The sequence below is a fragment of the Mesorhizobium sp. M7A.F.Ca.MR.148.00.0.0 genome, assembly GCF_003997735.1.
GTDB lineage: Bacteria > Pseudomonadota > Alphaproteobacteria > Rhizobiales > Rhizobiaceae > Mesorhizobium.
The window spans coordinates 1-20,081 of record NZ_RZTB01000105.1 but is presented as its reverse complement, the minus strand read 5'-3'; the positions used below and the strand labels follow the sequence as shown (position 1 = coordinate 20,081).

Here is a 20,081-nt window from a genome sequence, read left to right as displayed (position 1 = left end):
GGTCCGTCCTGATCAAGCCGGCTTCCGCCAGCGAGCTTAGCGCCGGGTTCAGCTGTAATGCCTGCCCATGAGCCGGACCCGTAGTGTTGATGACGGCATCGAAGCGCGTCGTCTCGATCCGTGTCTGCCCGCGCCGTTGAAAGCTGACAGCCAGGCTGCCGTCCTCATCGTTCGACGCGACAAGCCTGGCGGCAATGGTGTCGAATGTGCCGGCCGCATGACGCCGGTCGAGCACCGCCGCCACCTGCGGAGCGATCCTGAAACGATGCACGTCCCAGAACACGCGCAGCTGACGCACCAGCCTTGCCCGCTCCAACGGGGCAAGTGCGGCCCACAGCACCGGCCCCTGCAGGCGCAGCTGGTCGAAGACCGACTGCCAGTTGACATTGGCCGCTCTCGCAGCTGTCAGCGTCGCGCGAATGACCCTGAGCAGGCCGAGCGCCGTCGTGGCCGGCGGGGATGCAAAATCGCCAAAGGGCTCGCCCCTGACATCGGGGTGTCCGCGCGAGCGTAAGCCGCGGCGCGACAGCGCCAGGATGCGGCCGCGATGGCCACGACGGTCGAGTTCGGCGACCATGTCGGCAGAGGTCAGCCCGGAGCCGACGATCAGCACCGACGCCTCCGGACCAATCCCGGCAAGCGCCGCTGGTGCGTACGGGTCGGCGATGAAACCCGGTGCTTCCGTCAGATGGATCAGCGCGGCTGGAATAGCGGGCTGTGGGTGCGTCGCTGCCAGGACGACGATATCGGCAGCGACCAACCCACTGGACGTATGCACGGTCCAGCCCGCGCCACTGGCATCGCGCGTTACGCGTATGGCGAGACCTTCGACATGACGGACAAGGCCGGAACCGAGATACGGCGCCAGATGCTCGGCGACGTAGCGGCCGAACACACGTCGGCGCGGAAAAGCGTCGCCGTTCTTCCAGATGGCGTCCGGGTCGTGTTCGAGTTCTCCGCTGCCAGTCAACCAGCGTGCAAAATGCTGCGGGTCGTCGGGAGCCATGCTCATCCTGACCGCGGGAACATTGACCCGATGAGACGGTTCCTCGCTGGAATAGGCAAGGCCACCGCCAAGAACCGGTCGTGGCTCGATCACGGAAATGGAAATGCGCTCCGGTCTAGGCATTTGCGCCAGGTGCCACGCCACCGCCGCACCGGAAAAGCCGCCGCCAATAATGGCGACGCGCAACCGCGAGGACGCAGGAAGCAAGTTCACGAGGCGCTGGCGAGCGACTTCGGCCGGTGGTCGCCGGCGATGGTTTCGCCGAACGGACCGGTGTTTACGGACGAGCCGGCTGCCTTGACCGGATGGTCGGTCGGCAGTTTCGGCAGCACCAGCTCGCCGAAGCGATAGGCTTCTTCGAGATGCGGATAGCCGGAAAGGATGAAGGTATCGATGCCGAGGCGCCGGTACTCGTCGATGCGCTCGGCGATCGTGTCGGGATCGCCGACAAGTGCGGTCCCTGCGCCGCCGCGCACCAAGCCGACGCCGGACCAGAGGTTGGGGGCGATCTCGAGCTTGGCGCGATTGCCGCCATGCAATGCGCTCATCCGCGCCTGGCCGACCGAATCCATGCGGGCAAAGACCTTCTGCGCCGAGGCGATCGTCGCGTCGTCGAGCCGGCTGATCAGCCTGTCGGCCGCGGCCCAAGCCTCCTCGGTGGTTTCGCGCGCGATGACATGCAGCCTAATGCCGAAGGAGAGCTTGCGGCCGGCCTTCTGCGCCAGTTCACGCATGCCGTCCAGCTTGCGCTCGACATCGGCTGGCGGCTCTCCCCAGGTCAAATATTTGTCGATCTCCTGCGCCGCCACCACGGACCCAGCGTCGGACGAGCCGCCGAAGTAGAGCGGGGGATAGGGCGTCTGCACCGGCGGAAACAGCAGCCTTCCATCCTCGATGCGGAAATGCTTGCCCTCATGCTCGACTGTCTCGCCGCTCAGCACCCGCTTGTAGATCCGAAGGAATTCCTGCGTCACCTCGTAGCGCTCGGCATGCGACAGAAAAATGCCGTCGCCCTTGTTCTCCAGCGGATCGCCGCCGGTGACGACGTTGATCAGCAGGCGGCCATTGGAGATGCGATCCAGCGTCGCAGTCATGCGCGCGGCCAGCGTTGGCGACTGCAAACCGGGCCGCACGGCGACAAGGAAACGCAAGCGTTCGGTCATCGGCACAAGAGCCGATGCGATCACCCAGGAATCCTCGCACGAGCGGCCGGTCGGCAACAGCACGCCATAGTAGCCGAGCGTGTCGGCCGCCTTCGCCACTTGCGTCAGATACGGCAGATCGACCGATCTGCCGCCCTCGGCCGTGCCAAGATAACGGCTGTCGCCATGCGTCGGCAGAAACCAGAGCACCTTGATGCGGTCCGGCACGACCCGGCTCATGGCCTCTCTCCCGCTGCCTGACGAAGGCGGCCGGATATGCCTGCTTTGGTGAGTAGCTGATGCGAAAGAGTTGGCATGGCGTGGTCCTGTCCGGGTGGAAACCAGATCGCCAGTGCAGATTGCTTATTCCACAAATTCTGTAGAGTTAGTTTATTCCAATTCTGCCGCCGCTATTAGAATTTCTCTCTCTGGCAAGAAAAGGAGGCCGGCCCGAATACACCGGGCCGGCCTCCTTGTATCAGAACGCTGGTTCGACCGCGTTGACGTTGTCCTTGGTGACGACGGTCAGCGGGATGGGCAGCCGGTCCTTGACCTGCTTGCCGTCGATGATCGCGGCCATCGTGTTGATAGCCAGGCGGCCATCCTCGACGGGCGACTGGACGATGGTCGAGTACATTTCATTGGTGCGGATCGATTCGAACGCATCGTTCTGGCCATTGATGCCGACGATCGGCGGTGCGGCCTTGGAGGGGTTGGCCTCCTTCCATGCGTCGATGAAGCCGCGGGCCATCGTGTCGTCATTGGCGTAGACGCCGCTGATCTGGTCGCCGAAGCGTGTGATCAGATCGCGGCTGACCACCAGTGCCTTTTGCTGGTCAAAGTCGGCGTTGACCGTGTCGAGCACCTTGATGTCGGCATTGGTTTCCTTCAGACGGTCGGTGAAGCCGCTGACGCGTCCGATCGTGGTGCCGTTGCCGGCCTGGCCGGCGATGATGACGACGGAGCCCTTGCCGCCGAGCGCCTTGCTCAGCGAGTCCGCCGCCAGCTTGCCTTCCTCGTAGACGTCAGGCCCGGTGAACGACTTGATGAACGGCTTGGCATCGTCGCTCATCGGTGAATTGATGAGGATCGCCGGAATGTTCGCCTGCTGCGCGCGCGCCAGCCCCGGTATGTATGCCTGCGGGTCGAGCGGCCACAGGATGATGCCGTCGACCTTGCGCGCAACGCAGGTGTTGAGCTGCTCGGTGCCTTTCTGGACATCAAAATCCTGGCTGAGGCTCAGGATCTCGATGCCGAGTTCCGCGGCGCGCGCCTGAAGCGCCTTGTTGGCCGGCGTCGCGTAGGCATGCGAATCCGCTGCCGTCACGTAGCAGACCGTCTTGGCGCTGGCCCAGCCCGTCGATGCCAGCACAGCCGCCACGGCGGCGACGTGAAGCATGCTTTTCTTGCCAATCATGTGTTTCCTCCCAATCATGTGGTTCCTCCTTGAGTGATTGGATTGTCGCGAACGAGCGCCGGGCGCGTGCCCGGAGCCCTCCCCTTGGTGGTAACGGCCCGATCGAGCACGACGAGCAGGATCAGGATAAGCCCGGACACGACCTGCTGGACGTATGCGGGAACGGACTGGAACTCCATCGCGATGGTCAGCGAGCCGATCGTCAGCACGCCGCCGAGCGTGCCGAGCGCGGATCCCCTGCCGCCTTCGAGACGAGTCCCGCCGACAACGACCGCGGCAATGACGGCAACCGTCAGTTCCGAGCCGAAGACGGGCGAGCCGGTGTTGGTGACGAGGCTCTGGAGAACCCCCGCCAGGCCGGCAAGCGTGCCGGCAAAGACAAAGCCGAGAAAGACGATACGGTCCGAGGCGATACCGCTTTCCTTGGCAGCCGCCGGGTTGGATCCCACCGCAAAGACGTTGCGCCCAGGTATGGTGCGCGTCAGCCAGAAATGCAGCAGCACGATCAGGGCGATGAACAGCGCGCTGCGGAGGGTGAAGACATCGAGGTAGATCTTGGCCAGCGCCAGGGAGAGCATGATGTCGGTTCCGGTCACCGGCTGGCTGTTGGTGATCCAGTGCGCTAGCGAGCGGAAGATGAGCATCGTCGCGAGCGTCAGCACGAGCGAATTCACCTTCAGGCCGACGACCAGCATGCCGTTGACGGCGCCTGCCAGGGTACCGACCAGGATGCCGACGATCGCAGCAGGCAGGATGCCGATCTCTCGCTGCAGGATGACCGACACGATGCCGGCCAGGGCAAACACCGCGCCACCGGAGAGGTCGATCTGGCCCGATATCAAAAGCACCGTCAGGCCGATGGCGATCAGGCCGATCGTCGCCGCCCGGTCGAGGCCGAGGCCGAGGGTCGATGCCGAGAGGTAGCCGGGGACCACCAGCGCGGAAACGATGAGCGTCAGGCCGAGAATGATGATGACGCGATGCTGCGAGACAAGCGAAAGAAAACGCATCACGACACGCCCCGCTTGCGCAGCGCCGCATCCATGCCAACGGCGCCGACGATCAGGATGCCGAGCACGAAACCCTGGATCGGCGTGCGCACACCGCCGAGCACCATGACGTTGGTCAACAGTTGCACGAAGATGAGGCCGGCGATGGCCCGTGGCACCGATCCGAAGCCGCCGACGATCGACACGCCGCCGACCACCACCGCCGTGATGGCACTGAATTCGTAGCCGCCGCCGATGAGCGGCCGCGCGCTCTGCAGCGTCAGCCCGAGCAGGCCGCCGCTGATGCCGGAAGCGAGTGCTGTGATCACGAAGGCGCCAGCCTTCACGGCCTGCACCGGAACCGCACTTGCCTCGGCGGCGCTGTAATTGCCGCCGGTGGCAAGCATCCATCTGCCCCAGAAGGAGCGGGACAGCACGAAATGGCCGACAAGAGCAATGACCAGGAAGATCAGCACCACGACTGGAATGCCGAACAGCCGGCCCTTGGCGAACTCGGCGGAGGCGGGATTGCTGCCATAGACGATGACCCCGCCGACAGCCGCCTGGACGATGCCCAGTCCGATCGTGCCGATGCCGAGCGTGGCGATGATGGGGTTGATGCCGACATAGCCGACCAAGACGCCGTTGAGCAGGCCTATGAGGCCGGCAAGGCCGACGGCCAGGACGAAGGCCGGCAGCGGCCCGATCATTGGCTGCAGCCCGAGCGACAGGATGGCGCCGCAGGCGATGGTGGCCGGCACCGAGAGGTCGGCAAGGCCGCCGACCACGAGCACGAAGGTCATGCCGACGACGACGATGCCGACGATGGACATCGAGGTCAGGACGTTGAGCAAATTGCCTGATGTGAAGAAGGCGGGGCTGACGAAGGAGCCGTAGAGCATCACGGCGAGGATGGCGAAGGCCAGCCCCGCCCTCGACAGGACACCGACAAGCCTGTTGCCGCGCGTGAAGCGGTCGTTGCGGTTCACGCCACCGATCTCCATGGCCGCTTCGGTCACGCCATCTCCTCCCCGGTCGCCAGCGCCATGATGCGTTCCTCGCTCAATTCGCTGCGCAGGAGAGGCTCGGAGGCGTGTCCATCGCGCATCACCACCACGCGGTCGCAGACGCCAAGGATTTCGGGCAGTTCCGCGGAGATCATCACCACCGCCATGCCGCCGGCGACGAGTTGGCCGATGATGTGGTGGATCTCGGCCTTGGCGCCGACGTCGACGCCCCGCGTCGGCTCGTCGAGGATCAAGGCCGAAGGTTTGGCGGCAAGCCATTTGGCGATGACCGCCTTCTGCTGGTTACCGCCCGACAGAAGGCTGATGCGCCGTTCGCCGTCGGGCGGTGAAATCGAAAACTGCTTGACCGAGTCCGCGGCAAGCGCGTGATCGGCACTGCGGCTGATGCGCCCGAAACGGCTCAGGCGGCGCAATATGGGCAGGCTGATGTTTTCCCGGATCGACATTCCAGGCACGACGCCGTCGCCCTTGCGATCTTCCGGAACATAGGCAATGCCTGCCCTGACCGCCTGGGATGGCGAGTTGATCGAGACCTTGCGTCCGTTGACGCTGACCGAGCCCTCGACAAGCCGCGACAGGCCGAAGATTGCGCGGGCGACCTCGGTGCGGCCAGCACCCACCAGCCCGGTCAAGCCCAGTATCTCGCCGGCGCGTACATCGAAGCTGACATCGCGGAAGCGCGTGCCGTCGCTGATGCGTTCGACGCGCAGCACCGACTTGCCGATCTCGGCGGGGCTTTTCGGGAAGACATTGCTGACTTCGCGACCGACCATCAGCCTGATCATGTGAGCGGCATTTATGCCTTCGATCGGCCGCGTCTCGATCATTGAGCCGTCGCGCAGCACAGTCACCTCGTCGGCGATTTCGAGCACCTCCTTCAGTCGGTGGCTGATATAGATGATGGCGATTCCGTCATCGCGCATCTTGCGCAAGATCCGGAACAACGCCGCCGTCTCATGCTCGCTGAGGCTGGATGTCGGTTCGTCCAGGACGATGATCCTGGGCTGCGCCGCGTAGGCCTTGGCGATCTCGACGAGCTGCTGCTGGCTGATCGACAGGTTGCCGAGCCGTTCGCGCGGGTTGATGGCCGCTCCGAGCTCATCGAGGACGGCGGCTGCCGCCCGGATCATCTCGCCCTTGCGCAGAAAGGTCCACTTGCCCGGCATGCGGCCGAGATAGACGTTTTCGGCGACGCTCAGGTCGGGGACCAGATTGATTTCCTGATGCACCATGCGGATGCCCAGCGCCTGGGCGTCGGCGGGCCGGCGCATGCGCACTTCGGCGCCGCCGACCCTGATTGTGCCGCTGGTGGGTGCGTAGGACCCGTTGAGCACTTTCATCAGCGTCGATTTGCCGGCGCCGTTCTCACCCACAACCGCATGAACGGTGCCGAATTTCACGGCGAAATTGACGTTGGACAGAGCCTTCACGCCCGGGAACGTCTTGCTGATGCCTCGCATGTCCAAGGCGCAATCGGCGGCGACAGTCATATCTGGCTAGGTTCCTCCTGGCGGCTGGCCGTCCTCGGTATCGACCATCGATATGTTAGTATAATAGTTGCTTCAACGCAGCTCGACCCCTCTTCGAACTGGCTTGAACGTCCGGGCTTTTGAACACGCGGCTCAGTCCAGGCTCTCGGTTGCGGTTGAATTTCTCACCGCGGATGATGACTATTGCACTAATATAACAGTTCTGGCAAGCTGGATTCCGGCGATCGTTATGGACATCGTATCCACCGACACCCGACCGCTTCCATTGGATGCGTTCCGATTGACATTCTAGTATTATCTGGCCATTTTTGGTGAACGAAGACACGGATTTGCAATGGACCTGGATCCTTCGACGCTCAATCGGGCTCTTCCGCTCCGCGATCAGATCTACCACAAGATCCGCAACCTGATCGTCGTCGGGCAGTTGAAGCCGGGAGAGGTCATCAACGAAGTCGCCATCGCGGAGGCCCTGGGGGTGTCGCGCACCCCGGTGCGCGAAGCGGTCAAGCGCATCAGCGACGAGGGCCTGGTCAAGATCTTGGCACAGACCGGCACCTATGTCGCTCCGATCAGCCGGGCCGACCTGGAAGAAGCCTATGTCATTCGGCGGGCACTGGAGATGGAGAGCGCCCGACGCGCGGCCGCCAAGCTCACAGCGGCGGCCAGCGAATTGCTGGAAGACAACATGGCGGCGCACCGGCTTGCCATATCCCGCGGCAGATATGCCACCGCGATACAACTCGACGATGTCTTCCACCGCACCATAGCCGAGATCTGCGGCCTGCCGATGATCTGGAGAGCCGTCGACATCTCGAAGGCACAGATGGATCGCGGACGCTATCTCGCCATCCCCAGACCGGGCTATGGAGAACAGACGATCGAGCAGCACGAGGCCATTTTCGACGCGCTGAAGCGCCACGACGCCGAGGGGGCGGCAAGGGCCATGGAACATCATCTCGAGACGTCGTTCCGCAACACGCTCGAAGTCGCCGCCGACCTTCTCGACTGAAGCCCCTGCGAGCCACCGGCATGCAAAGAATGGGACTATGTATCGGCGTGAAAGCCGAGGCGATCGCGGACTACAAGCGCGTCCACGCCGCCGTCTGGCCCGAAGTGCTCGACGTCATCAGCCGCGCCAACATCCGCAACTATTCGATCTTCCTGCGCGAACCGGAGAACCTTCTGTTCGCCTGCTGGGAGTATCACGGCAGCGACTTCGCCAGGGATGCGGCGCGGATGAGCGAGTCGCCGGCGATGCGCAAATGGTGGGAGCTGTGCGACCCCATGCAGACGCCACTGCCGACGCGCGCCGACGGCGAATGGTGGGCGGTGATGGAAGAGGTCTTCCATCTCGACTGACCGTGTCCCGGCCGGGCGGCGATCCGTTGTTTCATCCAGCCGTTTGCCGCCCTCAAACTGCGCCGCAAGGCGCACTCATCGCACGCCACTCACCTGACCGATCCGCCGCAACGCCCTGCAGTCCAGGCCTTTCGCAACCGCACCTTGACCACTGACATTCTATTATATTAGTATTCCAAATCACTTTTGCCTCTCGACGCTCCTTGTCGGGGAGAGCTTTTTCAGAGTTTGGGTTATGGCACGGTTCATCAAGCTGTCGGATACCGACAACATTCTTCTGGCGGTCGATCCGTTGAAGATCGGCGACAAAGCCGGGGACGTGGCAGCGAAGGCGCGCATACCGCGCGGGCATAAGATGGCGCTGCGCGACATCGGCTCGGACGAGCCTATCGTGAAATACGGCCAGACCATTGGTTTTGCGCGGGAACCCATTGTCGCCGGCGACTGGGTTCACGAGCACAATGTGTATCTGCGCAATTTCGAACGCGACTACGTCTTCGGCACCAATACCAGGCAAACCGAGATCGTTGCCGAGGCCGAGCGGGCCACCTTCATGGGTTACCGCCGGCCGAGCGGCAAGGTGGGCACGCGCAACTTCATTGCCGTGCTGACGTCGGTGAACTGCTCTGCCAGCGTCGCCCGGTTCATCACCGACGAGGTCAATCGGTCCGGCATCCTGCGCGACTATCCCAATGTCGACGGCATCATCGCCCTCGTCCACGGCACCGGCTGCGGCATCGACACCAAGGGTCCCGCTTACGACCTGCTGAAGCGCACGCAATGGGGCTTTGCCACGAACCCCAATGTCGGCGGCGTGCTGATGGTCGGGCTCGGCTGCGAAGCGTTCCAGATTCCGCGCTGGATGCAGTCGTACAACATCGAGGAGAGCACGATTTTCCGCACGATGACGATCCAGGAAACCGGCGGCACGCGAAAGACAGTCGAGGCCGGCGTCAAGGCGATCGTCGACATGCTGCCTACGGTGAACGCCGCCGAAAGGACGCCGCAACCAGCCTCCGAACTGGTGCTAGCACTGCAATGCGGCGGATCGGACGGTTACTCCGGCATCAGCGCCAATCCGGCACTGGGTGCTGCGGTGGACCTGCTTGTCGGGCAAGGCGGCACGGCCGTGCTCTCGGAGACGCCCGAAATCTATGGCGCCGAACATCTTCTCGCCTTGCGCGCCGAGAGCCGCGCGGTGGGTGAAAAGCTGATCGAGCGCATCCGCTGGTGGGAGGATTATACCGCCAGGCACGACATGGAGATGAACAACAACCCTTCGCCCGGCAACAAGCTGGGTGGGCTGACGACCATCCTGGAGAAATCGCTCGGCGCCTCCGCCAAGGGCGGCACCACCAATCTGCGCGCAGTGCTGGAATATGCCGAGCCGATCAACGAGCGCGGCCTCGTCTTCATGGATACGCCTGGCTACGATCCGGTCTCGGCCACCGGGCAGGTCGCCGGCGGCGCCAACATATTGTGCTTCACCACCGGCCGCGGTTCGGCCTTCGGCTGCAAGCCGACGCCCTCGATCAAGCTTGCCTCCAACACCTTTATCTTCGAGCAGATGCGCGAGGACATGGACATCAATTGCGGAGACATACTGGACGGCGTCTCGCTGGCCGAGAAGGGCGAGGAGATCTTCGCCGAGATCCTGCGCGTCGCTTCCGGCGGGCGCACCAGGTCGGAAGCGCTCGGCTATGGCGACAACGAGTTCGTGCCATGGAGCCTTGGCGCAACCATGTAGCGATATCGCCCGCCTGCACAGGCCGGCGGGCGCCCACGAAAAAGCTCAAACGGAAAGAACCGCTCGACATGAACAGGATCGATCTTGACGGCCAGCACGCTGTGGTCACCGGCGGCGCCCAGGGCCTCGGCTTTGCGATGGCCAGACGTTTCGTCGCCTCCGGCGCGACGGTAACCTTGTGGGATCTCGATGAGGCCCGCCTCGAAACCGCCAAGAAGGAACTCGGCAGCGCCGCCACGACGGAGACCGTGGACGTCGCCGATTGGGCGTCGGTGGACGCGGCGCGCGCCAGGACCGAAGAGCTGGCCGGCAAGATTTCCATTCTGGTCAATTCCGCCGGAATTGCCGGCCCGGCCGCCCCGCTCGACGTCTACGACATCGAGACGTGGAAGAAGGTCATCGATGTCAATGTGAACGGCACGTTCTACGTCAACCGCGCCGTGGTTCCGGGAATGAAGGAGCGCAATTACGGGCGCATCGTCAACATAGCCTCGGTGGCCGGAAAGGAGGGCAACCCGAACGCATCAGCCTATTCGGCCTCGAAGGCGGCGGTCATCGGCCTGACCAAGTCGCTCGGCAAGGAGCTGGCGCAGTACGACATCGCCGTGAACTGCATCTCGCCGGCCACGGCACAGACGCGCATCCTCGAACAACTGACGCCGGAGCACATCGAATATATGCGCTCGCGCATTCCGCGCGGCCGCCTGCTGGAGGTTGACGAAGCCGCGGCGATGGTCGCCTGGCTCGTCTCCAAGGAGAACAGCTTTACAACCGCCTCCACGTTCGACCTGTCGGGTGGACGGACGACCTACTGAAAGGCAGTTGCCGTTCAGCCAGGCAACCGACCCAGACCAATCGCAAAGCGCTCCACCATTGCGAGGCCAGGCTCGCCTGGCCGCATCGCCGGAGCCCGGTCATGTACCGGGATGCCGGCGCGGGCGCCGAACAGCCGCTTGCCGTAACAGACCAGGCTCTCGATGCCTTGCATGACGAAGACGGCAGCCGGCAATATTCTTGCATATTCAGCCTCGGCCGTGACTTCGTCTCCGGCGCGGAACGCATGATAGGCGCGCACGGCATAGTCGGCGCAATCCGGCGCCAGGATCATGCCGCGGCAACCGATGCGGAAATTGTCGACCAGTTCCAGGCCGCCGCGTCCGTTGAAAACCGGTATCCGGCCTTCGGTGCGCTCGATCAGCCCGGCGATGTCGGTGACCGGACCTTCGCCCTTGATCAGCCTTATGTTGGGATGAAGCGTGACGAGTTCGCGGATTTCGTCCGATGACAGGCCGCGCCCGAAAAAGGCCGGCGCGTTCTGGATCGCCACCGGCAGGTCGGTCGCCTCGGCGACGCGGCCGAAGAACTTGATGTATTCCGGCGCACCATAGGATCCGGCTGGCGGCGGCTGCAGGATCACCCAATCCGCTCCTACGCTTTCGGCATGGCGAACCTGCGCCACCTGCTCAGCCACAGAAGAACCGAAGATGGTGAAGGCGAGCGGCACTTTTCCGGCGGTGTCTTCCGCCGTCCAGTCCATGATCGTCCGACGCTCGGCCTCGGTCAGCTTGGCGACTTCCGTTGCCAGGCCGAGCGCCGCCATGCCGTGCACGCCGGTCGCCAGGCAGATCTCGACCTGCCGACGCATCGCCGCGCGGTCCAGCTGTTCGTTCACGTCAAAGAGCGCGTAGAGAATGGCGTGAATACCGTGGAAATCGAAAGGCCGGAAATTAGGCATGCTGGTCGGCCTCAATGGCTTTCGCGCGGGATGGCGTGGCCACGGCTTCCGACGAGAAAGTCGAGGTCGGCGCCACGATCCGCCTGCAGGACATGGTCGACGTAGAGGCCTTGATAGCCGCCGCGCATCGCCGGGACGGGCGGTAGCCAGGATTCACGACGCCGCGCCAACTCCTGTTCCGACACGTCGAGATGCAGCTTCCTCGCTTCGACATCGAGCTCGATGAAGTCGCCGCTCCTAACCAGCGCCAACGGGCCGCCGATAGCGGCTTCGGGTGCGGCATGCAGAACGACAGTGCCGAAGGCAGTACCGGACATGCGGGCGTCGGAGATGCGGATCATGTCGCGCACGCTTTGTTTCAGCAGCTTCCGAGGCAGCGCCATGTTGCCGACTTCGGCCATGCCGGGATAGCCTTTCGGCCCGCAATTCTTCAGCACCATGATCGACGTTTCGTCGATATCCAGCAAGGGATCGTCGACGCGCGCCTTGTAATCGTCGATGTCCTCGAAGACGACGGCGCGGCCACGATGCTTCATCAGGGCTGGCGAGGCGGCGGACGGCTTGATAATGGCGCCGTCGGGCGCCAGATTGCCGCGCAGCACCGCGATGCCGCCGTGCGATGTCAGCGCCTTGTCGCGCGGGCGGATCACCTCCGGATTGTAGTTTTGGGCGTCAGTGATGTTCTCGCGCACAGTCTTGCCGGTGACGGTCAGCGCGTCGAGATCGAGCAGACCGGCCATCTCCTTCATGACGGCCGGAATGCCACCGGCGTAACAGAAATCCTCCATCAGGAAACGGCCGGACGGCATCAGGTCGAGGATGGTCGGCACATCGCGGCCATATCTGTCCCAATCGTCCAGCGTCAGCTCGGTGCCGACGCGGCCGGCGATTGCCAGCAGATGCACGACCGCATTGGTCGAGCCGCCGATCGCGCCATTGACGCGGATGGCGTTGGCGAAGGCCGCCTTCTTGAGGATGGCCGACGGGCGCAGATCCTCATTGACCATCTCGACGATGCGCCGCCCCGTCATGCGGGCGATGCGGCTGCGGCGCGCATCGACCGCCGGATAGGCGGCGTTGCCCGGCAGCGCCAGGCCGAGCGCCTCGACCATCGAAGCCATGGTCGAGGCGGTGCCCATGGTCATGCAATGGCCGGGCGAGCGCGACATGGCGCTCTCGGCATCGGCGAAATCCTGCTCGCTCATCACGCCGGCGCGGACATCCTCGGAGAATTTCCACACATCGGTGCCGGAACCGATCTCCCGGCCCTGAAAGCGGCCATTGAGCATCGGCCCGCCGGAAATGACGATCGACGGCAGGTCGCAGGAGGCCGCGCCCATGACCAGCGACGGCGTGGTCTTGTCGCAGCCGGCCATCAGCACGACGCCATCCATCGGATTGCCGCGGATCGCCTCCTCGACATCCATCGAGGCGAGGTTGCGAAACAGCATCGCCGTCGGCCGCAGATTGGACTCGCCGCAAGAGAAGACCGGGAATTCGAGCGGCAGGCCGCCAGCTTCCAGCACGCCGGCCTTGATGTGCTCGATCAGAGCACGGAAATGCACGTGGCAAGGCGTGAATTCGGAGAATGTGTTGCAGATGCCGATCACCGGACGGCCGTCGAAGGCATCATCGGGCAGGCCGTTGTTCTTCATCCAGCTGCGGTGGATGAAGGCATCCTTGCCCAGCCCGCCGAACCACTGCTGCGATCGTCTCTTGGTCATGGTCTTTCCGGCGTTCAGGCGGGATGCTGGAGCTGGCTCAGTCCACCGTCGACGACGAGCGTGGCCGCGTTCATGAACGGGCACTCGTCGGAAATCATGAACACCGCGGCAAGCGCGATCTCGTGCGCCGTGGCGATGCGGCCGCCGGGGTGCAGCGCCATGGTGTTGGCGCGTGCTGTGGCCGGATCGGCAAAGCTGTTCCAGTAATCGATCGCCTTCTGCGTCTCGACATAGCCCGGCGCCAGCGCGTTCACGCGCACGCCTTGCGCCGCATATTCGAGTGCCAGCGATTTGGTCAGGCCGAGCAGCGCGTGCTTGGCGACCGGATAGGGGAAGGTGTGCGGTATGATGGTGAAGCTGTGCGTCGAGGCGATGTTGAGGATGGCGCCGCCGCTCGCGATCATGCCCGGCAGCACCGCCTTGCTGCAGTTCCAGGCTCCCTTGACGTTGACGTCGAAGTTGCGGTTCCACTCTTCCTCGGTCGCCTCGAGCGGCGTCGAGAACACATTGACCCCGGCATTGTTGATCAGCGCGTTGATCGGGCCGATCTCGGCAGCCGCTTGGCTGACGGCAGCCGCAATCCCGGCGCTGTCGCTTATGTCGACTGCCGCATGTCCGACATGGCCTTGCGGTGCGGCAAGGCCGGCGACTGCCTTGTCCAGCAGTGCGGCGTCGCGGTCGACCAGGAACAGTTTTGCGCCTTCGGCCAAACAGGCTTCGGCGATGGCAAGCCCGATGCCTTGCGCTGCACCCGTCAGGAAAATGCGTTTGCCGGAAAGGCGCTCAGCCATTTTTGTTCCTCCAGCCTATCGCCGACCCAGTGCCGATGAGCGCAGATTGTCGAGCAGCACGGCCAGCAGCAAAATAACGCCGCGCACGATGTACTGGTAGAAGGCCGGGATGTTGAGCAGGTTCATGGCGTTTTCGGCGATTCCCATGATCAGCACGCCGACGATGACGCCCGACATGGTGGCGCGGCCGCCGGCGAGCGAAACGCCGCCGAGCACGCAGGCCGAAATGACCGAAAGCTCGAGCCCGACCGCCGCGTTGGGCTGGCCCGAGGTGATGCGCGACGCCAGCAGGATGCCGGCGATACCGCAGACGACGCCTTGCAGCGCAAAAATCCAGATGCGCGTCCGGTCGACATTGACGCCGGCAAGCCGCGAGGCCTCCGGATTGCCGCCGATGGCCAGCGTGTTCTTGCCGAAAACGGTCCGGTTGAGGACGAAGCCGAAGATGCAAAACAGGATGGCAAGCACCCAGACCGGCGTCGGTATGCCGAGCAGTTTCGAGAGCGCCAGCTGATAGAAATCCGGGCTGTTGATGCCGACGGCGCGGCCGTCGGACGCGATCAGCGCAAAGCCGCGCACGATCTGCATGGTGGCCAGCGTCGTGATCAGCGCGTTGATGCGAAATTTGGCGATGACAACGCCGTTGATGAAGCCGACGAAAGCGCCGCAGGCGATTGCCGCCAGCAGGCCAAGCAGGATCGAGCCGGTGTAATTCGAGGCCATCACAGCGACCATGCCGGCAAAGGCGACGATCGAACCGACCGACAAGTCGAAGTCGCGCGCGGCGAGGCAGAACATCATGGTGCAGGCGACGATGCCGACGGTGACCACCGACTGCAGCAGGCCGAGCATGTTGCGGTCCGTAAGGAAGTTCGGCACCAGGGCCGACACCAGCGCGAAGGCGACGACAAAGATGACGACGAGGCCCTGTTCGCCGAGCAGGATTTTTTTCAACTGGTCGGTCATGCCAAAGTCCTCAGGATGCGATCGCGTCGGGGGTTTTCTGATCGGGGAGAGCGGCGGCCAGGATCGCCTTTTCGGCGAACTGGTCGCGGGTGAGTTCAGCGCTGACGCGGCCACCGCACATCACCAGAATACGGTCGCAGATGCCCATCACTTCCGGCAGTTCGGAAGAGACGACGACGATCGCCATGCCATCCTCGGCAAGCTGGTACAGTAGCTCATAGATCTCGGATTTGGCACCGACATCGATGCCGCGCGTCGGCTCGTCAACGATGAGGACCCGCACGCCCTGTTCGGACAGCCAGCGGCCGAGGATGACCTTCTGCTGGTTGCCGCCGGAGAGATTGATGATGTCCTGCTTGCGCGACGGCGTGCGCACCTTCAGCTTCTTGATAAAGGTCTCGGCCGTGGCGATCTCGCTGGCGCGGTTGAGCACGCCGAAGCGCGTGTGATGACGCCGCGACGAGATGTTGATGTTCTCCTCGACCGAGCGCCCCTGGATGATGCCGTCATGCTTGCGATCCTCCGAGCACAGCACGATGCCGGCCCGGATCGTGCCACGCGGATCGGTGGCGCGAACCAGCTTGCCGTCGACGGTGATGGTGCCGCCCGAGCGCGGATCGGCGCCATAGACCAACCGCATCAGCTCCGAGCGTCCGGCGCCGATCAGGCCGAAGAAGCCGACGATCTCGCCTGCCCTTGCCTCGAAACTGGCCGGTGTCTGCAGTTTGGGGCCGCTGAGAGCGTCGACCTTCAGGCGGACATCGCCTGTTTTTCGTGCGCGAAAACCCCAGATATCCGAAATCTCGCGGCCGACCATCTCGGCGACGACCTGATCGCGGGTGACGCCTTTCAGCGACGCGTGGTGCGCCGCGAGCTTGCCGTCGCGCAGCACGGTCAGGCTGTCGCAGAGCCGGAACACCTCATCGAGCCTGTGCGAGACGTAGATGATGACCTTGCCCTCGCTGCGCAGGCGATTGATCAGGGCAAACAGGATTTCGCTTTCGCGCGAGGACAGTGACGAGGTCGGTTCGTCCAGCGCAATAACGCGTGCGTCGAGCATGACCGCCTTGGCGATCTCGACCATCTGGCGTTCGCCGATCGACAGCGTCTTGACCTTGCGGCGCATGTCGATGTCGATACCGGCCGATTTCAGCTTGGCGCCGACGTCGTCCAGCATCCGGCGGCCGGCGATGATGCCGGCGTTGGCGGGGAAACGACCTAGGCTGAGGTTTTCGGCAACGGTGAGTTCAGGAACGAGTTGCAGTTCCTGATGAATGACAATGACGCCATTGTCGAAGGCATCCCGGGTCGAGGTATAGGCCTGAACCCTGCCGTCAATGCGGATCTCGCCCTGATCGGCATGCTGGTCGCCGGAGAGGATCTTGATCAGGGTGGATTTGCCGGCGCCGTTCTCGCCCATCAGGCCATGCACGGCGCCTTTGTCGACGCCGAACGAGACGTCCGACAGCGCCTTGACGCCCGGATAGGTCTTGGTGATGTGCGAGAAGTCGAGAAAGGACACGGGCAGCGATCCTCTTTTGGAATGGCAAACAGGCGGCGGGATGAGCGCCGCCTGTTTGTACAGGGAGGATTATTCGATGCCGAGGCCCTGGCGGACCTTCTGGTAGTCGTCGCGCTTGGCGAGTGCACCCGAAGTCAGGATCAGCTTCTCCGGTTCCTTGTTGTTGGCAACCCAGTCATACATGTTGAGCGCCGTCTCGTAGCCATGACGCTTCGGCGAGATGATCACGGTGCCGACGAAGCCGGTGGCGGTCGGCTTCTTGAACTCGTTGATTGCGGAATCCGCGCCGCCAATGCCAACGCCGATCACGCTGTCAGCGGGGATGCCGACGCTTTCGGAAGCACGCACTGCGCCGAGCACCGCCTCATCGTTGAGGCCGAAGGAGACCCACTTCTTGATGTCGGCATGGGCGTTGAGCACGACCGTTGCGGCGTTGAGGGCGGCTTCGGTGTCGGTCTTGGCCTGTGGCGCGTCGAAGATGTTCTCGGCCTTGAAGCCGTTTGCCTTCAGCACCGAGATGGCACCTTCGACGCGGTCAACCGCGGTCGGCAGTTGTTCGTAGGAGACGCGGATGGCTCCGACCTCGTCCGCCTTCCAGCCGCGCGCCTTCATTTCGTCGACGATCGCCTGGCCGACGGCTTCGCCGATCTTGGTGGCCGAAATGCCCATATGCGGCACGTCTTCCAGCGCCTTGCCGTCGGCGCCGACCAGACGGTCGTCGACAGTCATCAGCTTGAGATTGTTGGCGGCGGCCTTGGCGACGATGCCGGGGCCAAGCTTCACGTCCGGTGTGCAGACGATGAAGCCCTGAGCGCCCTGGGCGCCGAGATTGTCGATCGCCGACATCAGCTTCTCACCGTCCTCGGCGCCGATCTTGACCAGGGTAAAGCCCTTCTCCTTGGCGGCCTGGTCGGCGAACTTCCATTCATCCTGGAACCACGGCTCCTCGGGCTGTTTGACGATGAAACCGATTTTGGTGTCCTGAGCATATGCAGCGATGGTCGTGACGGACAGCACGGCAAGCGCGCCCGCGACGAGCGCGGTCTTCAAAAGTCGCATGATTACCTCCCAGCGATAGACCGGGCGCTCAGCCCGGATGCCGGAGTCTCTAATCGCTTTTATCATACTCGTCAATTGATCTGGTATGATAATTAATGTACATGCTCTGACCAGCGATCGCTAGCGCAATCGATCCGCATCCGTTAAGGGCGGACCGATTGTGCGAAACCAGCGGTTCGCCGCCTTGGAGGGAGGGCTGAGGTGACCGAGATTCTGAAAAAAGCCCCGGGAGATACGACCACTCGCCGCCCGCGCGTGATGCCGGATGTGACCAAGGCGATAGCCTCTGACATCTTCTCCGGGCGCTATCCGGCCGGCTCCTCCTTGCCGACCGAAAACGAGCTCGGCGTCGAGTATGGCGTCAGCCGCACCGTGATCCGCGAAGCCCTGAAGGTGCTGGCCGCCAAAGGGCTGGTGCTGTCGCGGCCACGCATCGGCACGATCGTCTGCAACGAGGACGACTGGAACATCATCGACCCGCAGGTGCTCGCCTGGCACGCGCCGCCCGCGCTGGACGACAAGCTCTTCGACGCCATCCTCGAAACGCGCCGCGCCATCGAACCGCTGGTCGCAGAACTCGCCGCCACCCGCGCGACGCTGCAGGAAATCGCCGATCTCGAAGCGGCATGGCGAGGCATGGCCGGCGCTGGCGAGGACCTCGCCGCCTTCTCGCGCAGCGACATCGCTTTCCACCAGATCGTCTATGCCGCGAGCCACAACCCGATCTTTCGCCAGATCGGCAATCTCATCGACACCGGGCTGAAATTCTCGCTCGAGGCGACGGCGGTGATTTCGCTCGACCGGCGCATGGAGGCCGTGGCGGCGCACCGCGAGGTGGTCGAGGCGCTGCGCATGCGCGACGCCGAGGCGGCGCGTGGGGCCGCAAACAAGATCCTCGACCTTGCGGCGCGCGACCTCGTCAGCGCCAAGAAACTCAAGAGCAACTGAGACTGCGCATGAAAATCCTCTCGCTCACCACCTACATCGTTCCGCCGCGCTGGCTGTTCCTGAAAATCGAGACCGATGCCGGCGTCACCGGCTGGGGCGAGCCGGTCGTCGAGGGCCGGGCACTGACCGTCGAGGCAGCGGTCAAGGAGCTTGGCGATTACCTCATCGGCAAGGATCCCCGCCTGATCGAGGACCACTGGACGGTGATGCACCGCGGCGGCTTCTACCGTGGCGGGCCGATCCTGATGAGCGCCATTGCGGGCATCGACCAGGCGCTGTGGGACATCAAGGGCAAGGCGCTCGGCGTGCCTGTGCATGAACTGCTCGGTGGCAAGCTGCGCGACACGATCAAGGTCTATTCCTGGATCGGCGGAGACCGGCCGGCCGAAGTGGCCGCTGGAGCCAAGGAAATGGTTGCACGCGGTTTCCTGGCGTTGAAGATGAACGGCACCGAAGAGCTGCAGATCGTCGACAGCCATGACAAGATCGACGCGGCTGTCGAACGCGTCGCCATGGTGCGCGAGGCTGTCGGACCCAACATCGGCATCGCCGTCGATTTTCATGGCCGCGTCCACCGGCCGATGGCGCGTGCCCTGGTCAAAGAACTGGAGCCTTACAGGCTGATGTTCATCGAGGAGCCGGTGCTCAGCGAAAACCGCGAGGCGCTGAAGGAGATCGCCGCGCTTGGCTCGACGCCGATTGCGCTCGGTGAGCGGCTCTATAGCCGCTGGGACTTCAAGTCGGTGTTCGAGGAAGGTGTCGTCGATATCATCCAGCCAGACCTGTCGCATGCCGGCGGCATCACCGAATGCCGCAAGATCGCGGCGATGGCGGAAGCCTATGACGTGGCGGTGGCGCCGCACTGCCCGCTCGGGCCGATCGCGCTTGCTGCGTGCCTGCAGCTCGACGCGGTCAGCTACAACTGCTTCATCCAGGAGCAGAGCCTCGGCATCCACTACAATGCCGCCAACGACCTGCTCGACTATGCCGCCAACAAGGACGTCTTCCGCTACGAGGATGGCTATGTCGCCATTCCCGACGGCCCGGGCCTGGGTGTCGAGATCGACGAGGACTATGTCAAGGAACGCGCCAAGGAAGGCCACCGCTGGCGCAACCCGATCTGGCGCCATAAGGACGGCTCCTTCGCCGAGTGGTGAT

Annotated in this window: 18 protein-coding genes; 6 read left to right on the top strand and 12 right to left on the bottom strand. The window is 63.7% G+C overall.

The features are described 5' to 3' along the window. From EOB49_RS26800 to EOB49_RS26775, 6 genes are all read right to left on the bottom strand, one after another. On the bottom strand, positions 1 to 1,219 hold a 1,219-nt coding region (locus EOB49_RS26800; RefSeq protein WP_127382759.1), incomplete at its 3' end, for an FAD/NAD(P)-binding protein. Further along, the gene (gene ssuD, locus EOB49_RS26795; protein WP_127382758.1) at positions 1,216 to 2,388 is read right to left on the bottom strand and encodes an FMNH2-dependent alkanesulfonate monooxygenase; all 1,173 of its coding nucleotides are present in this window, start codon (positions 2,386 to 2,388) and stop codon (positions 1,216 to 1,218) included. The genes ssuD and EOB49_RS26800, both read right to left, overlap by 4 nt. A 238-nt stretch (positions 2,389 to 2,626) precedes the next feature. Continuing rightward, positions 2,627 to 3,565 (bottom strand): sugar ABC transporter substrate-binding protein, encoded by a 939-nt coding sequence (locus EOB49_RS26790; protein WP_127382757.1) that lies wholly within the window; start codon positions 3,563 to 3,565, stop codon positions 2,627 to 2,629. Positions 3,566 to 3,579: 14 nt separating this feature from the next. Then, entirely contained in the window at positions 3,580 to 4,575 is a 996-nt protein-coding gene (locus EOB49_RS26785) for an ABC transporter permease (protein WP_127382756.1), read from the bottom strand. After that, a complete protein-coding gene (locus EOB49_RS26780; RefSeq protein ID WP_245472850.1) occupies positions 4,575 to 5,573 on the bottom strand; it encodes an ABC transporter permease in 999 nt (332 codons plus the stop codon). The genes EOB49_RS26785 and EOB49_RS26780 overlap by 1 nt, the downstream gene beginning before the upstream one ends. After that, the gene (locus tag EOB49_RS26775) at positions 5,570 to 7,072 is read right to left on the bottom strand and encodes a sugar ABC transporter ATP-binding protein (RefSeq protein WP_127382755.1); all 1,503 of its coding nucleotides are present in this window, start codon (positions 7,070 to 7,072) and stop codon (positions 5,570 to 5,572) included. The genes EOB49_RS26780 and EOB49_RS26775 overlap by 4 nt, the downstream gene beginning before the upstream one ends. A gap of 334 nt (positions 7,073 to 7,406) precedes the next feature. Here EOB49_RS26775 and EOB49_RS26770 point away from each other — a divergent pair, with 334 nt between their 5' ends. The 4 genes from EOB49_RS26770 to EOB49_RS26755 all read left to right on the top strand — a co-directional run bounded on the left by EOB49_RS26770 (position 7,407) and on the right by EOB49_RS26755 (position 10,993). Continuing rightward, the gene (locus tag EOB49_RS26770; RefSeq protein WP_127382754.1) at positions 7,407 to 8,081 is read left to right on the top strand and encodes a GntR family transcriptional regulator; all 675 of its coding nucleotides are present in this window, start codon (positions 7,407 to 7,409) and stop codon (positions 8,079 to 8,081) included. A 20-nt stretch (positions 8,082 to 8,101) separates the two neighbouring features. Continuing rightward, positions 8,102 to 8,431 (top strand): L-rhamnose mutarotase, encoded by a 330-nt coding sequence (locus EOB49_RS26765; RefSeq protein ID WP_127382753.1) that lies wholly within the window; start codon positions 8,102 to 8,104, stop codon positions 8,429 to 8,431. A 235-nt stretch (positions 8,432 to 8,666) separates the two neighbouring features. Further along, positions 8,667 to 10,178 carry an altronate dehydratase family protein gene (locus tag EOB49_RS26760; protein WP_127382752.1) on the top strand — a complete coding sequence of 504 codons (1,512 nt, stop codon included), beginning with the start codon at positions 8,667 to 8,669 and terminating at the stop codon, positions 10,176 to 10,178. Between the two features lie 68 nt (positions 10,179 to 10,246). Next, positions 10,247 to 10,993, top strand: coding sequence for an SDR family NAD(P)-dependent oxidoreductase (locus tag EOB49_RS26755; protein ID WP_127271930.1), 747 nt, complete (start codon positions 10,247 to 10,249; stop codon positions 10,991 to 10,993). Between the two features lie 14 nt (positions 10,994 to 11,007). Here EOB49_RS26755 and EOB49_RS26750 read toward each other — a convergent pair whose 3' ends face one another. The 6 genes from EOB49_RS26750 to EOB49_RS26725 all read right to left on the bottom strand — a co-directional run bounded on the left by EOB49_RS26750 (position 11,008) and on the right by EOB49_RS26725 (position 17,975). Then, positions 11,008 to 11,913 carry a dihydrodipicolinate synthase family protein gene (locus EOB49_RS26750; RefSeq protein ID WP_127382751.1) on the bottom strand — a complete coding sequence of 302 codons (906 nt, stop codon included), beginning with the start codon at positions 11,911 to 11,913 and terminating at the stop codon, positions 11,008 to 11,010. Positions 11,914 to 11,924: 11 nt separating this feature from the next. Continuing rightward, on the bottom strand, positions 11,925 to 13,637 hold the full coding sequence (locus tag EOB49_RS26745) for an IlvD/Edd family dehydratase (RefSeq protein WP_127382750.1): 1,713 nt from the start codon (positions 13,635 to 13,637) through the stop codon (positions 11,925 to 11,927). Between the two features lie 14 nt (positions 13,638 to 13,651). Next, positions 13,652 to 14,428: an SDR family oxidoreductase gene (locus EOB49_RS26740; protein ID WP_127382749.1), complete on the bottom strand. Its 777-nt coding sequence runs from the start codon at positions 14,426 to 14,428 to the stop codon at positions 13,652 to 13,654. A 15-nt stretch (positions 14,429 to 14,443) separates the two neighbouring features. Further along, complete coding sequence (araH, locus tag EOB49_RS26735) at positions 14,444 to 15,394, bottom strand: L-arabinose ABC transporter permease AraH (protein ID WP_027039818.1); 951 nt, start codon at positions 15,392 to 15,394, stop codon at positions 14,444 to 14,446. A 10-nt stretch (positions 15,395 to 15,404) separates the two neighbouring features. Next, the gene (gene araG / locus EOB49_RS26730) at positions 15,405 to 16,916 is read right to left on the bottom strand and encodes an L-arabinose ABC transporter ATP-binding protein AraG (RefSeq protein WP_127382748.1); all 1,512 of its coding nucleotides are present in this window, start codon (positions 16,914 to 16,916) and stop codon (positions 15,405 to 15,407) included. A gap of 69 nt (positions 16,917 to 16,985) precedes the next feature. Further along, positions 16,986 to 17,975 carry an arabinose ABC transporter substrate-binding protein gene (locus EOB49_RS26725; protein ID WP_127382747.1) on the bottom strand — a complete coding sequence of 330 codons (990 nt, stop codon included), beginning with the start codon at positions 17,973 to 17,975 and terminating at the stop codon, positions 16,986 to 16,988. 201 nt (positions 17,976 to 18,176) lie between these two features. Here EOB49_RS26725 and EOB49_RS26720 point away from each other — a divergent pair, with 201 nt between their 5' ends. Both EOB49_RS26720 and dgoD read left to right on the top strand, forming a co-directional pair. Next, on the top strand, positions 18,177 to 18,923 hold the full coding sequence (locus EOB49_RS26720) for a FadR/GntR family transcriptional regulator (RefSeq protein WP_127382746.1): 747 nt from the start codon (positions 18,177 to 18,179) through the stop codon (positions 18,921 to 18,923). 8 nt (positions 18,924 to 18,931) lie between these two features. Continuing rightward, complete coding sequence (dgoD, locus tag EOB49_RS26715; protein WP_127382745.1) at positions 18,932 to 20,080, top strand: galactonate dehydratase; 1,149 nt, start codon at positions 18,932 to 18,934, stop codon at positions 20,078 to 20,080. Position 20,081 lies beyond the last annotated feature (1 nt).